At 48.7% G+C, this 13286-nt stretch carries 11 protein-coding genes; 6 read left to right on the top strand and 5 right to left on the bottom strand.

The window, feature by feature from the left end; genetic code table 11:
- Window positions 1–8 precede the first annotated feature (8 nt).
- Complete coding sequence (locus tag H6G45_RS02185) at window positions 9–2489, bottom strand: hypothetical protein (RefSeq protein WP_242018007.1); 2481 nt, start codon at window positions 2487–2489, stop codon at window positions 9–11.
- 164 nt (window positions 2490–2653) lie between these two features.
- Here H6G45_RS02185 and H6G45_RS02180 point away from each other — a divergent pair, with 164 nt between their 5' ends.
- Together H6G45_RS02180 and H6G45_RS02175 are read left to right on the top strand one after the other, a co-directional pair.
- Window positions 2654–3562 (top strand): FkbM family methyltransferase, encoded by a 909-nt coding sequence (locus H6G45_RS02180; protein ID WP_190596161.1) that lies wholly within the window; start codon window positions 2654–2656, stop codon window positions 3560–3562.
- 209 nt (window positions 3563–3771) lie between these two features.
- Complete coding sequence (locus tag H6G45_RS02175; RefSeq protein ID WP_190596158.1) at window positions 3772–4728, top strand: glycosyltransferase; 957 nt, start codon at window positions 3772–3774, stop codon at window positions 4726–4728.
- Between the two features lie 66 nt (window positions 4729–4794).
- Here the strand turns inward: H6G45_RS02175 and lysS are convergent, their stop codons facing one another.
- The 3 genes from lysS to def all read right to left on the bottom strand — a co-directional run bounded on the left by lysS (window position 4795) and on the right by def (window position 7359).
- Window positions 4795–6327, bottom strand: a complete 1533-nt coding sequence (gene lysS / locus H6G45_RS02170) for a lysine--tRNA ligase (protein ID WP_190596156.1) — start codon at window positions 6325–6327, stop codon at window positions 4795–4797.
- A 53-nt stretch (window positions 6328–6380) separates the two neighbouring features.
- Window positions 6381–6578: a hypothetical protein gene (locus tag H6G45_RS02165; RefSeq protein WP_190596155.1), complete on the bottom strand. Its 198-nt coding sequence runs from the start codon at window positions 6576–6578 to the stop codon at window positions 6381–6383.
- A 217-nt stretch (window positions 6579–6795) separates the two neighbouring features.
- Window positions 6796–7359, bottom strand: a complete 564-nt coding sequence (gene def, locus H6G45_RS02160; protein WP_190596153.1) for a peptide deformylase — start codon at window positions 7357–7359, stop codon at window positions 6796–6798.
- Window positions 7360–7488: 129 nt separating this feature from the next.
- Here def and surE point away from each other — a divergent pair, with 129 nt between their 5' ends.
- The 4 genes from surE (at window position 7489) to ftsH4 (ending at window position 12168) form a co-directional block, all read left to right on the top strand.
- Window positions 7489–8166 (top strand): 5'/3'-nucleotidase SurE, encoded by a 678-nt coding sequence (gene surE / locus H6G45_RS02155; protein WP_190596151.1) that lies wholly within the window; start codon window positions 7489–7491, stop codon window positions 8164–8166.
- Window positions 8167–8406: 240 nt separating this feature from the next.
- Window positions 8407–9069, top strand: a complete 663-nt coding sequence (locus tag H6G45_RS02150) for a Uma2 family endonuclease (RefSeq protein ID WP_190596149.1) — start codon at window positions 8407–8409, stop codon at window positions 9067–9069.
- Window positions 9070–9113: 44 nt separating this feature from the next.
- The gene (gene hypE / locus H6G45_RS02145; RefSeq protein ID WP_190596147.1) at window positions 9114–10151 is read left to right on the top strand and encodes a hydrogenase expression/formation protein HypE; all 1038 of its coding nucleotides are present in this window, start codon (window positions 9114–9116) and stop codon (window positions 10149–10151) included.
- Between the two features lie 130 nt (window positions 10152–10281).
- Window positions 10282–12168 (top strand): ATP-dependent zinc metalloprotease FtsH4, encoded by a 1887-nt coding sequence (ftsH4, locus tag H6G45_RS02140; protein ID WP_190596145.1) that lies wholly within the window; start codon window positions 10282–10284, stop codon window positions 12166–12168.
- Window positions 12169–12276: 108 nt separating this feature from the next.
- On the opposite strand, the gene H6G45_RS02135 is transcribed toward ftsH4, so the two are convergent.
- Window positions 12277–13257, bottom strand: coding sequence for an ATP-binding cassette domain-containing protein (locus H6G45_RS02135; RefSeq protein WP_190596202.1), 981 nt, complete (start codon window positions 13255–13257; stop codon window positions 12277–12279).
- Window positions 13258–13286 lie beyond the last annotated feature (29 nt).

Raw genomic sequence — 13286 nt, 5'->3', positions numbered from 1 at the left:
TTACCTATTTACTTGTAAATTCCTTGCTCCGATTTGCGTGGATAAAATTTCAAGGCGATCGCCGTAATGATTAATGCTAACCAAGCAAGAAAACTGATCAAGTTGGCCCAGATTAGGCCGGTGAATTTGACTCGGATTTGGTGTTTGCCCGGACTTAAATTAAGGCTGAGTAAATTAAAGTCTCGATAATTAGTAAAAAATCCTGCCGTCGGTTGATTGTCTACTACAACTTGTTGCATTGCAGGATAGTACAAAATGGGTAGCTGCACTGTGCGAGCTTCTGCGGTCATTTCAACTTCGCAGTTAGTCACAATTCCCTTTTGGTTACACATTTCCTTAGTTGCATGGACAGGTAGAAGGGTATTTGCGGCGGAAAAATCATCAAAGTATAGATGGTCCATTCTGATATAGAGAGGATTCCCATCTGTGGTTTCCCCATCGACAATGAATTTTAACTCAAAGGCATTGCCAGCCAATTTAACGTCAGTGAAAGGAATTTTTACTTTTAATTCTTCCTGGGTCAACGGAATGGAAGTTAGGGGCTGTTGATCAACAAAAATGATCAAATTAGCTTGGTTTTTAATTTTATCCATGGGAACTCTACCCTGTAAAACGAGAGTGGGTTTTTCCGTTTCTGGCCAGGCAGGATAGGGAATATCTACGTCAATGGGTAGGGGACCATTAATGAACACATCCCAGGAAAGATAACCAGGAATCCAGTCGGGATGGAGCAGTTGCAACTCAGCTTTACCATATATATTTTCCACCGCTGGTTGGGATTTTGTGCTCACGGGAACGGATTTGTTGGGCAAGCGATAGAGATAATCCAAAGCGCCGGAATAACGAAAGAGGGGATCTTGTAATAACTCTTCCACCGTCACTGTGCCCCGGGGAATGGGTAACCAAGGACGGCTGGCAATCACAATAATTAATATTCCTAAAATTAAATGGCGACTGCGTAATCTTTCTCGGAAAATTAGCATAATGGCCAATGTAGTTAACAGTGCGCCAGACCACATCACATGGGTCAAAAAACGGAAAGTAAATTGGGTGACCCACAACTGTCTGGGTAAAAGATTCCAAATGTTAATGGGACTCCAAGTGAGAAATAGGGCTAGTATAAATACGCTCAGTAGAGGAGTCAGCCAGGGTTGCGATCGCCATAGGCGTCGGGGTAAGGATTTACCAGCAAAAACAAAGTAAATTACCGTGCCAAAACCAGCCAAAAGGATCCAACCGACAGCGGGATGGAAACCGTAGGTGGGGGCGATGCCCAGTTCCGTTGGTTGATGGGGGAGGGAGTCCGGGGCTAGTAAATTGGCGATCGGGGTGATATCTGTGGTGTTGAAAGGATTAATGGCTTGAATTTGACGACGAATGGCCAAACTACTAGATTCCAGAGCCACAGGAGCTAAAAAGTACAGCGCCAGCAACCAGGCCCAGATGTAACTTAAGCTAATGTAAATAGTTCCCTGTTGCCAATGGCTTGGCCTACTTTTGACTAAGAAAATACCGCCCAATAAAGCAATGAAAATAGTCGTATAAACAAAGGTAATAATGTGGGTTAATCCCAGGGCACACCAGGCTAAAGCCCCCAAAATTAAATGGCGATAATGGGGATAATAAAAAGTTTGAATAACGTAAAATAAAACGATGGCTAAAATTCCCTGGGCGATCGCCTCGGTGAAGGCTCCCCTAGCATGGACATTATTGAGAAAGTAGGGGGCAGACATATAGGCCACTCCCCCCAAAATGGCAGCAATTTGGGAACGGGTGAAGAAGAACCCCAGACGATAGATGAAAATCCCCCCCAACCAAAGGGCAGACCAAAGCAAAATTTTATAGGCAGTGTAGGGATTGGTGGGAGTCAAAAACTTGTAAATTATTGCTCCAAAAAAATAGGGCAGTTGACTATAAAATTGAAAACCAGGATAGCGGAAACCAAAATTTTCTAGGGGGGCCACCAGCAGGGGAAATTGTCCTTCCTCTAGGGCCATTCTGCCTTGGACAATGTAACCAATGTGGGAAGTGTGGTCATTAATGGAAAAAATTATCTTTGCCGATGCCATGGGGGCCATCCAAGCCAAGGCAATCAGGGCGAACAAAATATAAGTGAGAATGGCAATGCGATTTCTATAGTTAAAACCGCGAATTTTTCGCCAAATTGCCATGGTGGTAACGGGCTTGAGCCAATTAAGCAAATACTGACGAAAAGTTACTCCGAAAAGTAATAGGCTGAGAATAACTAAGTTACGTCTTAAAGCTTGCAAATCCGCCGCACTGAGCTTCGGTTCTAAAATGCCCCAATAGCCTACTAATCCCAAGGCTAGTCCTAAAACAAGGCATAATAAAGCCAGGATAAAAAAGGGATTATTTTTCTGAATAATAAGGAATTTTAAGTTTTTAAAAATGCCAACTTCCTGATAGAGCAAAAAAAATCCAATCAATAAAATAACAGCTAAACCAAAGCCGATTACAGGAATTAGCATTAGATCCAAGAATGACTCAGTTGGGGGTATTTGGGGCGACCAATAACGCCACATAATATCACAGGGGATTGCATTTTTTAGCTGGCCCTAGATGGGGCTGATTTTTGTGGGAGAATGTTAGCCAACCTGAGGATAAACCATCGGATTTTTTGGGAAACGCCCCTATGCAAAAATTTTTCAAACAATTACGTCGCAAGCTTTTTGGCCTAGATGAGCAGGAAGCGGCCATGATCAAAGCCATTGCCGACACCAACGATTTAATTGCCGGTTTGCAAAAATCCTTTGACCACCTCCATCTGGACTACAGCCGTGCTTTGGTGGAAGTTGTGGCCCAAGCCCAACCTCAAACTACCCTAAGCTGTGAAATCAATGGGGTCCCCCTCAGGATACCGGTGGAAATTTTACGGGCCTATGCCCATTGTTTGGAAACTTCCCAGGAGTTTAGTTTCACCTATTGCATAGAAAGTCACTGCGTCCATTGGTTGGGGCAACATCTACGGCCGGGGGATGTGTTTTTCGACGTGGGGGCAGCCTATGGGGTAATTAGTATTCCTTTAGCTGAAATTGTGGGTAGTACGGGGCATATTTACGCCTTTGAACCGGCTCGTCAAACCCGCCATAGCCTGGAGCAAATTATTAAGGGTAATCATCTGGACCAAATCACGGTACTTCCCCTGGCGATCGCCGACGAAACGGGAGAAGCGGAATTCATTGAATACAGCACGGATAACCGTTTTTCCTGGGCGGCGGACACATCTACCCTAGCTAAGGACGTGGAGCCGAGCTTGGATAACTATGCCACCTATGCGGTGGAAATCACCACCATTGATAAATTTGCCAAGGAAAATAATCTTCGTCCCAAGGCGATCAAAATTGATATTGAAGGCTTTGAACTGTACGCCCTCCAGGGGGCCATGGAAACCTTGAAAACCTGCCGCCCCTACCTTTGCATTGATATCCATGCCGATGTGAAAACCAAAAAATCAGCCCTATTAGGGGTTCGACCGTTGTTGGAAGGCCTGGGTTACCGTTGCGACAGCGATGGCCATACCCTTTTCGCTAGTCCGGCGTGATGATGGCATCTCGGCAAGACGTGGGGTCCATATCCTTTGTATGCGGGGCAAACTTGCGGAGGGACAACCGGCCAGATAGAATTAGCCCCAGTTCTGAGAACCGCCTCAGCAGGCCTTAATCAATACCCTAAATTGTCCGGGTTGGGGAAAATTGGCACTCTGCGACGTTCTCTCAGCCCATTTTTACCAAAATTTTAGCTAAATTAACGGTGTCAACCTCCTTTTCCAGTGCCTATCGTTTGGCGGTGCTAGTTCCTTGCCGTAATGAAGCGTTGACCATCGCTCAGGTTGTGACTGATTTTCGCCAGCAGTTGCCCAATGCCGCTGTCTACGTTTATGACAATTGTTCCACCGATGACACCGCCACCGTCGCCCAGCAAGCAGGGGCCATTGTCCGTTACGAAAAACAACCGGGCAAAGGCAATGTGATCCGCCGCATGTTCGCCGATATTGAAGCGGATATCTACATTTTGGTGGATGGAGACAATACCTACGAAGCCGGCGCGGTGGGTCGCCTAGTCGATCGCCTGATTAATGAGCAATTGGATATGGTGGTGGGGGCCAGGCGATCGGAATTTAAGGATAAGGAAGCCTACCGTTTTGGTCATCGCAGTGGCAATCAGTTCCTTAAGGGCATTGTGGAGTTACAATTTGGAGCCCGGCTGGACGATATGTTATCGGGCTACAGAATTTTTTCCCGTCGCTTCGTCAAGTGCTTTCCGGCCATTTCTAACGGTTTTGAAATTGAAACGGAATTAACCATTCATACCCTGGAGTTACGGTTGCCCTTCGCTGAGGAGCCGGTGTTGTACCAATCCCGCCCTTCCGGTTCTGAAAGCAAGTTAAACACTATTAGTGATGGTTTTCGGGTTTTGGGCACTTCATTTTTGTTGATGAAGGAAACCAGGCCGTTCTTGTTTTTTGGTGTTTTCTTTGCCCTATTTTCCGGAGCGGCGATCGCCTTAATGTTACCGGTGTTGTGGACTTATCTAGAAACGGGGCAAGTGCCTCGATTTCCCACTCTGATCATTGCCGCTTCTCTGATGTCCCTAGGCTTTGTATTTTTTACCTGTGGCTTAATTTTAGATTCCGTTGCCCGAGGACGGCGGGAACTGAAGCGCATGGCCTATCTCAGAATTCCCAGGGTGGAAATTAAGGAAATTTAGGGGCCAATTAGTTAACCAAATCACCTCAGCCATTAGCCCCTAAGAAAAAATTGCGTTGGCCAGAGATCAATCCTCAGCGCTGGCTTCCTGATTTTTCAATAACGGGAAAGCAATGACATCCCGAATGCTGGGGGAATCCGTTAGCAACATCACCAGGCGATCGATGCCAATGCCCAAACCACCGGTGGGAGGCATGCCATATTCCAAAGCAGTGAGGAAATCTTCATCGACGCTGTGGGCTTCTAAATCCCCTGCCGCTTTTTTGGCCGCCTGAGCTTCCAAGCGTTGACGTTGATCAATAGGATCTGTCAACTCAGAAAAGCTGTTGGCCAATTCCCGACCGTAAACAAATAACTCAAATCGTTCCACTAGCCCTGGCTTACTGCGATGGGGTTTGGCCAAGGGGGAAATTTCCACCGGAAAATCGGTAATGAAAGTTGGTTGCATTAACGTTCCTTCCACTTTTTGCTCAAAGGCCTGGTTTAACAAATGCCCCAGGGAAGGACAATCTTCGGCCACGCCAATGCCTGCTCCGGCGGCGGCTTTTTTAGCCGTTTCCAAGTCAGTGAATTGACTAAAATCTACCCCCGTTGCTAACTGCACTGCTTCGTGCATAGTGATGCGTTTCCAGGGAGGGGTGAGGTCGATTTCTTCCCCTTGGTAGGTAATTTTCAGTGTGCCTAGTACCGATTGGGCGGCGGTGGTAACGAGGGCTTCCGTCAAAGCCATCATCTCGTTATAATCCACATAGGCTTGATAGACTTCGATGGAAGTAAATTCAGGATTATGCCTGGTGGAAATCCCTTCGTTGCGAAAAATACGACCGAGTTCAAAAACCTTTTCAAAGCCCCCTACTACCAGTCTTTTCAGATGTAATTCCGTGGCAATGCGGAGATACAGGGGCATATCCAGGGTGTTGTGGTGGGTGATGAAGGGTCTTGCTTCTGCGCCGCCCGATTCCCCTTGCAAGACTGGAGTTTCAATTTCAATAAAGCCCTGTTCATCTAAGTAACGGCGGATGACGGCAGTAATCTGGGCCCGACGACGGAACGTTTGACGCACGGTGGGGTTAACAATTAAATCCACGTAACGTTGACGATAACGCTTTTCCGTATCGGTTAAACCGTGCCATTTGTCCGGTAGGGGCAATAGAGATTTAGTGAGTACGGCATAGGTTTGCACATAAACTGATAATTCTCCTTTCTCCGTGCGCTTCAGGGTGCCCGTCACCCCTAAAATATCCCCCACATCGGTGATTTTCTTCAGCAAATTAAAAGCGTTTTCCAACTCCGGCATATTTTCCGTCAGCCGTTGCTTTTCCAAATAAAGTTGGATAGTGCCGCTCTCGTCCTGGAGGGTAAAAAAGGCCAATTTTCCCATGACCCGCCGCGCTAAAATTCGACCGGCGATCGCCACTTTGAGGTCTACTTCTTCACCATTGGCCAGGTCTTGATAGGCTGCTTGAAGTTCCTTTGCTTGGTGGGTAACATCCCAGGTGTAGGCGTAGGGATTAAGGCCGAGTTGTCGTAATTGTGCCGCTTTTTCTAGGCGGGTGGCACGGATTTCTTCGAGGCTGGAGTGGGAATGGGAATCGGCCATGGTGACGCAAACGGGAAAAATTAGAAATTAAATACTTTTGAGCTATTTGTTGGTTATTTCATGTTGGCCCTGGTGTCCTGCACCGCAATCCAAAAGAAGATGGCCGTCAGGGGAATGCTACCCAGCAAAATGGCCGTGGTGGTGGCACTGCCTAATTCCGGTTGCCCCGATGACAGTTCAAATACGCAGCCCACAGCGGCGATCGCCGACACGCAGGAAAGGAGCAAAAGAATACTACTTTTGGGAGTCATAGAAAATCAACCTCCGGGACGAATGAACAGTCAACAGTCCAGTTTACCGTTAAGGGGTTGTCGGAAAGGTCTTAAATTTCCCCTCTACGCAGCGGTCAGATCTCCGGAAAGAGGGTAAATTCCCATCGGCTTCCCTCCCTATCTAAAGTTACGGAGGCCTGTAAAAATAGACCCCCAGACAAAATGGAGTCCATTAGGCTATGTTTACAGGGCCAGGCTAGGCCATGGGCTTCACAGCCTGCATGGAAAAACCTTCTTTCTTCAAAGATTCTGCCAAAGCCAGGGGATTGTCCACCCGGTCCACAAACATAACACCATTGAGGTGGTCCATTTCGTGTTGAATTACCCTAGCGGTTAGCTCAGCAAAAAGGCGTTTTTGGGGGCGGCCATGCTCATCCTTGTAGGTCACTTCGATCGCCCTGGGTCGGGTAACATCCATATAAACATTGGGCACACTCAGACAACCCTCTTCCACTACACAAAGTTCTTCGCTAGTGCGGGTAATCTGGGGATTGATCATAATGAGGGGCGGTTCATCAGGCTTATCCTGTTCACAATCCACCACCAATAATTGTTTGTTAACCCCCACTTGGGGCGCAGCTAAACCAATGCCGTTAGCACTGTACATGGTCTGCAACATCTCCTTGGCCAATTTGCGGATACTGTCATCTACCTTGGCAATGCGCTTGGCCGGTTGTCGGAGCACCTTATCTCCCAGGTAATGGAGTTCCAAAGGGGGATGATCAACTTTTTGCTTTTCAACGAGGAGGGTGGCAGTCATGGACGTTCTACGGGCCTATCTCAACAATGGGGTCTCAGACTACATCTTAACAAAATCACGGCCTGGACAATTTTCGCTATGGTTTAAAGGGCTTGTTTAGCTTTGCCAGTTTGATTAGTGCTTTATCCTATGAATTTTTTGCTCACCAATGACGATGGCATTGATGCCCCTGGTATTGAAGCTCTCTACGAAGCCCTTGGTAAACGGGGTGTGTGGGTGGCCCCAAAAAATCAACATTCCGGCTGTGGCCATAAGGTGACCACAGACCAGGCGATCGCCGTGGAGCAGAGGGGCAAAGACCGTTACGCAGTGGACGGCACTCCGGCGGACTGTACCCGTTTAGGGGTGGTTCATTTTTATCCAGAAGTGGACTGGGTCATTGCGGGCATTAATGCGGGGGGCAATATGGGCATCGACTCCTATCTCTCCGGCACAGTGGCGGCGGTACGGGAGGCCGCGATCCTTGGCCACAAGGCGATCGCCATTTCCCATTGGATCAACAAACCCCGCACCATTGATTGGGTCTGGGCTTCCCACTGGGCCAATGCTGTCTTCAATACCCTTTGGCAACAGGATTTACCCCCCCAACATTTTTGGAACGTTAACCTACCCCATTGGCAAAGCGGCGATCCGGAACCGGAATTGATTTTTTGTGAACCCAGTCGAGATCCCCTGCCCGTAGCCTTCACCATAGAAGGGTCAAATTTCTTTTACCGGGGAGAATACAGCCAGCGACCACGACAACCTGGATCCGACATTGACGTTTGCTTTTCCGGCAACATTGCCATCACCCAGCTCAAAATTTGATTGGGTCAGTCCCAATATCGAGAAAATGGTCAACGTATTTGGATGGGAACTTGTTGAGTGAGTTGTGCCCAGCCCCTTAAATTTTTGTCCTAAAGCTCTAGGCTACTCTGGGGTTTTCCCCTTTGAATTAGGGGTCAGGGGAATTCTTGAAACACATTCTGGATAAATTGCCAAACGCGGCTCCTAGGGATTTCTGAGTAAAATACAGGGGAAGTTGCCCGTTTTAGGAAACTTAAGCAAATGGTTATAGCTCCCCATCGCACCATTATTTATGCCGACAGCGACGGCCAACCCATGGCGGATAATACAGAACAGTTTCAATGGATTGTTTTACTCAAGGAAAATCTGGAATGTCTTTTTGCCCAAGATGCCAACATTTTTGTGGCGGGGGATTTACTCTGGTATCCGGTGGAAGGACATCCCGAAATTCGTGTGGCCCCCGATGCCATGGTTGCCCTAGGGCGACCCAAGGGAAAACGAGGCTCCTATCGGCAATGGGAGGAAGATAATACTGCTCCCCAGGTGGTCTTTGAAATCCTCTCTCCCGGTAATCGTGCCAAGGAAATGATTCGCAAATTACAATTTTATGAACGCTACGGAGTGAATGAGTATTACGTTTATGACCCTGATGACAACGAATTAACTGGACTGCAGCGGGGAGAAAACGGATTAGAGATGATTGAGACCATAGAAGATTGGACTAGCCCCCTCCTGGGCATTCGTTTTCTACTTACCCCCGATACCCTAGAAATTTATTATCCTGACGGCCGCAAATTCCTGACTACGGTGGAGTTTAATCAAGAGATGGCCAAGGAAAAGCAACGGGCTAACGAGGAACAACAACGGGCCGATCGCCTGGCGGCCAAACTAAAGGAATTGGGCGTTGATCCTGAAGAAATTTAAGTTCTTGGCCGTGATTTTCCCTCCCATAAAGAGATTAACTTCTAGTGAACTTAGCCTGTCCCATCCCCCTTGAACGTTATCCCCAGGTGCTGTTGGCCCACGGTGGGGGCGGTAAGTTGAGCCAACAATTACTCAAGCAAATTTTTCTACCGGCCTTTGGCGCTTCCGAAACAGGCAGCCATGACGCGGCGGTGTTTACAGTTAACCCTGGATCCTGGGCCTTCACCACCGATTCCTACGTAATCAATCCCCTCTTTTTCCCTGGGGGCGACATCGGTTCTTTGGCAGTCCACGGCACTATTAATGACCTGGCCATGGCCGGCGCTACTCCCCGTTACATTAGCGTTGGTTTTATCCTGGAAGAAGGATTGTCGATGGAAACCCTCTGGCGGATAGCCCAATCCCTGGGGCAAGCGGCGAAAAATTGTGGCGTGGAAATTATTACTGGCGATACCAAAGTGGTGGACCGGGGTAAGGGGGACGGCATTTTCATCAACACTAGTGGCATTGGTTCCCTTGACCATCAACAAACTATCCATCCCAATCAGGTACAGGTGGGCGATCGCCTAATTATCAGTGGGGATTTGGGTCGCCACGGCATGGCCATTATGGCGGTGCGTCAAGGATTGGAATTTGAAACCACCATTGAGAGTGATTCAGCCCCGGTTCATCGGCAAGTGGAAGCTTTATTGTCAACAGGAATACCGATCCATTGTCTGCGGGACTTGACCAGGGGGGGGCTGGCCAGTGCGGCGAATGAAATTGCCCAAACCGCGGGAGTGACCATGGCTTTGCGGGAAAATTTGATTCCGGTGGAGACAGAAGTGCAGGCCGCCTGCGAACTATTGGGTTTTGACCCCCTTTATGTAGCCAATGAAGGACGATTTTTAGCCATTGTGCCCCCAACAGCAGAGCAAAAAACCCTAGAAATTTTGCAAACTTTCCATCCCCAAGCCACGGCGATCGGTACAGTTACAGGCAAAAGTGCACGGGCTTTGGGGTTAGTCACCCTAGAGAGTCGCATTGGTGCCCCCCGTTTACTGGACATGATCAGTGGGGAACAATTGCCCCGTATTTGCTAGATTGCCAGCCCCCAAACCCTAGGCTGAAAGCCATAGCGCAGAAATATCACCTTGGGTTAGGGATATGATGGGGAAAGGCCGATTGACTAGATCGCCAGATTTTTTTGTTTAGTTACTCTCCTCCAAACCCATGGCCATCAAACCCCAACCCCAATGGCAACGTCGCCTTGCTAGCGTTTTGCTGTGGGGTGCCACCATTTACCTATTGGTGAACCTGCTTGCCCCAACATTATTTGGTTCCCAACCCCCCCAAGTACCCTACAGTCTTTTCATTGACCAGGTGGAAGGGGACAAAGTTGTCAGTGTTTATGTGGGCCAAAACGAGATTCGCTACCAACTTAAGCCGGAGTTAGGGGATGAGGGCAAGGAAAAAGCGGCCGATGGACAGATTTTAAGAACCACTCCTATTTTTGATCTGGAGTTACCCAAGCGCTTGGAAGCCAAGGGCATTGAATTTGCCGCCGCTCCCCCAGCAAAAAATTCTTGGTTTGGCACCCTTTTAAGTTGGGTCATTCCCCCGCTGATTTTTGTTGGTATCTGGTCATTTTTCTTGAACCGTAATAATAATGGTGCCCCCGGCGGGGCTTTGGCTTTTACTAAAAGTAAGGCAAAAGTCTATGTGGAAGGGGATTCCACCAAAGTTACCTTTGACGATGTGGCCGGGGTAGAAGAGGCCAAAACAGAACTGAGCGAAGTGGTGGATTTTCTCAAATTTCCCCAACGTTACACTGCCCTGGGGGCAAAAATTCCTAAGGGTGTCTTGCTAGTGGGGCCTCCCGGCACAGGTAAAACCCTGCTCGCTAAGGCCGCCGCGGGGGAAGCAGGGGTGCCATTTTTTATCATTTCTGGTTCAGAATTTGTCGAACTCTTTGTGGGGGCAGGGGCCGCCCGGGTAAGGGATTTATTTGAGCAAGCCAAAAAGCAAGCCCCTTGCATTGTCTTCATTGACGAATTGGACGCCATCGGTAAATCCCGAGCCAGCGGTGGTTTGATGGGGGGCAACGATGAGCGGGAACAGACTCTGAACCAACTGCTGACGGAAATGGATGGGTTCAGTGCGGCGGGGGCGACGGTGATTGTGTTAGCGGCTACTAACCGCCCAGAAACTTTGGACCCAGCTTTACTCCGTCCTGGGCGTTTCGATCGCCAGGTGTTGGTGGACCGGCCAGATTTGGCAGGCAGGCTGAAAATTTTAGAAATTTATGCCAAGAAAATTAAATTAGACAACGAGGTGGAGCTAAAAAATATTGCCACCCGTACCCCTGGTTTTGCCGGGGCTGACTTGGCTAATTTAGTCAACGAAGCGGCACTGCTAGCCGCCCGCAATAAGCAAAATAGCGTTATTGAAGCCGATTTCCGCGAGGCGATCGAACGGGTGGTGGCCGGCTTGGAGAAGAAAAGTCGGGTGCTGTCGGATAAGGAGAAAAAAATTGTTGCCTACCATGAAGTGGGCCATGCGCTAGTGGGGGCAGTGATGCCCGGCGGTGGTCAGGTGGCGAAAATTTCCATTGTGCCCCGGGGGATGGCCGCCCTGGGTTATACCCTCCAAATGCCCACAGAAGACCGCTTTTTGTTAAACGAGTCCGAACTACGGGATCAAATTGCCACCCTGCTAGGGGGAAGGGCCGCCGAAGAAATTGTTTTTGACAGCATCACCACTGGCGCGGCCAATGATTTACAACGGGCCACGGATTTAGCAGAGCAAATGGTCACCACCTACGGCATGAGCAAGGTTTTGGGACCCCTCGCCTACGATAAGGGTCAGCAAAATAATTTTCTGGGGCAGGGCATGGGCAATCCCCGGCGTATGGTCAGTGATGACACTGCCAAGGAAATTGATCTAGAAGTCAAAGAAATCGTTGAGCAGGGCCATAACCAGGCTTTGGCAATTCTCGACCATAATCGCGATTTACTGGAGGCGATCGCCGAAAAAATCCTCGAAAAAGAGGTCATCGAAGGGGAAGAACTGAATCAGTTTTTAGGCCAGGTACAAGCCCCCGCCACCGTAGCGGTGTAAAAAATTTTCTTGCTTGCCATCTTTAACCTTTACAGGCAAACACTCTCCTTCCTCATCGGCAGATTTGCTGCTACAAGCAGGGAGGAGTAGTTCACCACTGGTTAAAGATCAAAGTTTATTGTCCAAATTACCCTGGGAAAATAGACGACCAATGATTTCTTCGATGGGAGGGTCAGACACGCTTAAGTCTGATACCGGCAACTCTGCTAACAGCTTGGCGATCGCCGTGGTGAGGCTTTCCCGTTTGAGCAAAAAGCGCACCAGTAAACCCTCCACACTCTCCACTTCCCCATAGATCTCTAATTTTTCCAGAGTTATGGGAGTAGATAATTCCACTGCCACTTGCCGGTAAGGGGAAAATCTTTCTACCAGGGCTTCCAGATCACCGTCATACATCAATTGTCCCTGGTGAATCAATAGCACCCGCTCACAAAGGGCGGTGATGTCTGCCATGTAATGGCTGGTCAGTAACACGGTGGCCTGGTAACGCTGGTTGTATTCCTGTAAAAACTGCCGCACCGCCACTTGGGCATTAACATCCAGCCCCAAAGTGGGTTCATCCAAAAATAAAACGGTGGGGTGGTGGAGCAGGGCGGCTAACAATTCCGCTTTCATCCGTTGCCCCAGGGAAAGTTTCCGCACTGGTTGTTTTAATTCCGTGGTTAAATCGAGCATTTCGCTCAATTCCCCCAGCCGTTGTTCAAAGATTTGGTCAGGAATTTCGTAAATTGCCCCATTGATGCGGAGGGAATCCAGGGTAGGTAAATCCCAGATTAATTGTTGCTTTTGCCCCATTACTAAACTGGTGCGCCGTAAAAAGGCCGTTTGTCGACGGAAGGGATCAAAGCCCGCCACCCGCACTTTTCCTCCGGAGGGCTTAATCAGCCCTGTAAGCATTTTCAATGTGGTGGTTTTGCCGGCTCCATTGGCACCGAGGAAGCCCACCATCGCCCCGGGGGGAATGGTAAAGGAAATATCCTGCACCGCAAGAATTTGGCGGTAACGTCTTTGCCAAAAATGTTGCAATGTTCCCTTCAGACCAGGGGATTTGAGGGCAATGGGATAAACCTTGCTCAAATTTTCCACCACAATGGTGGGGGCAGACGTTGATACCAATG

The organism is Synechocystis sp. FACHB-383 (assembly GCF_014698605.1).
In the GTDB taxonomy this organism is placed as follows: Bacteria; Cyanobacteriota; Cyanobacteriia; order Cyanobacteriales; family Microcystaceae; genus Synechocystis; species Synechocystis salina.
This window is presented reverse-complemented; position numbering and strand designations above follow the sequence as displayed.

Coding starts and splice junctions, on each gene's coding strand:
- H6G45_RS02185 (WP_242018007.1), bottom strand. CDS start 2,489: ATGCTAATTCCTGTAATCGGCTTTGGTTTAGCTGTTATTTTATTGATT.
- H6G45_RS02180 (WP_190596161.1), top strand. CDS start 2,654: ATGCAAAAATTTTTCAAACAATTACGTCGCAAGCTTTTTGGCCTAGAT.
- lysS (WP_190596156.1), bottom strand. CDS start 6,327: ATGGCCGATTCCCATTCCCACTCCAGCCTCGAAGAAATCCGTGCCACC.
- H6G45_RS02165 (WP_190596155.1), bottom strand. CDS start 6,578: ATGACTCCCAAAAGTAGTATTCTTTTGCTCCTTTCCTGCGTGTCGGCG.
- def (WP_190596153.1), bottom strand. CDS start 7,359: ATGACTGCCACCCTCCTCGTTGAAAAGCAAAAAGTTGATCATCCCCCT.
- surE (WP_190596151.1), top strand. CDS start 7,489: ATGAATTTTTTGCTCACCAATGACGATGGCATTGATGCCCCTGGTATT.
- H6G45_RS02150 (WP_190596149.1), top strand. CDS start 8,407: ATGGTTATAGCTCCCCATCGCACCATTATTTATGCCGACAGCGACGGC.
- ftsH4 (WP_190596145.1), top strand. CDS start 10,282: ATGGCCATCAAACCCCAACCCCAATGGCAACGTCGCCTTGCTAGCGTT.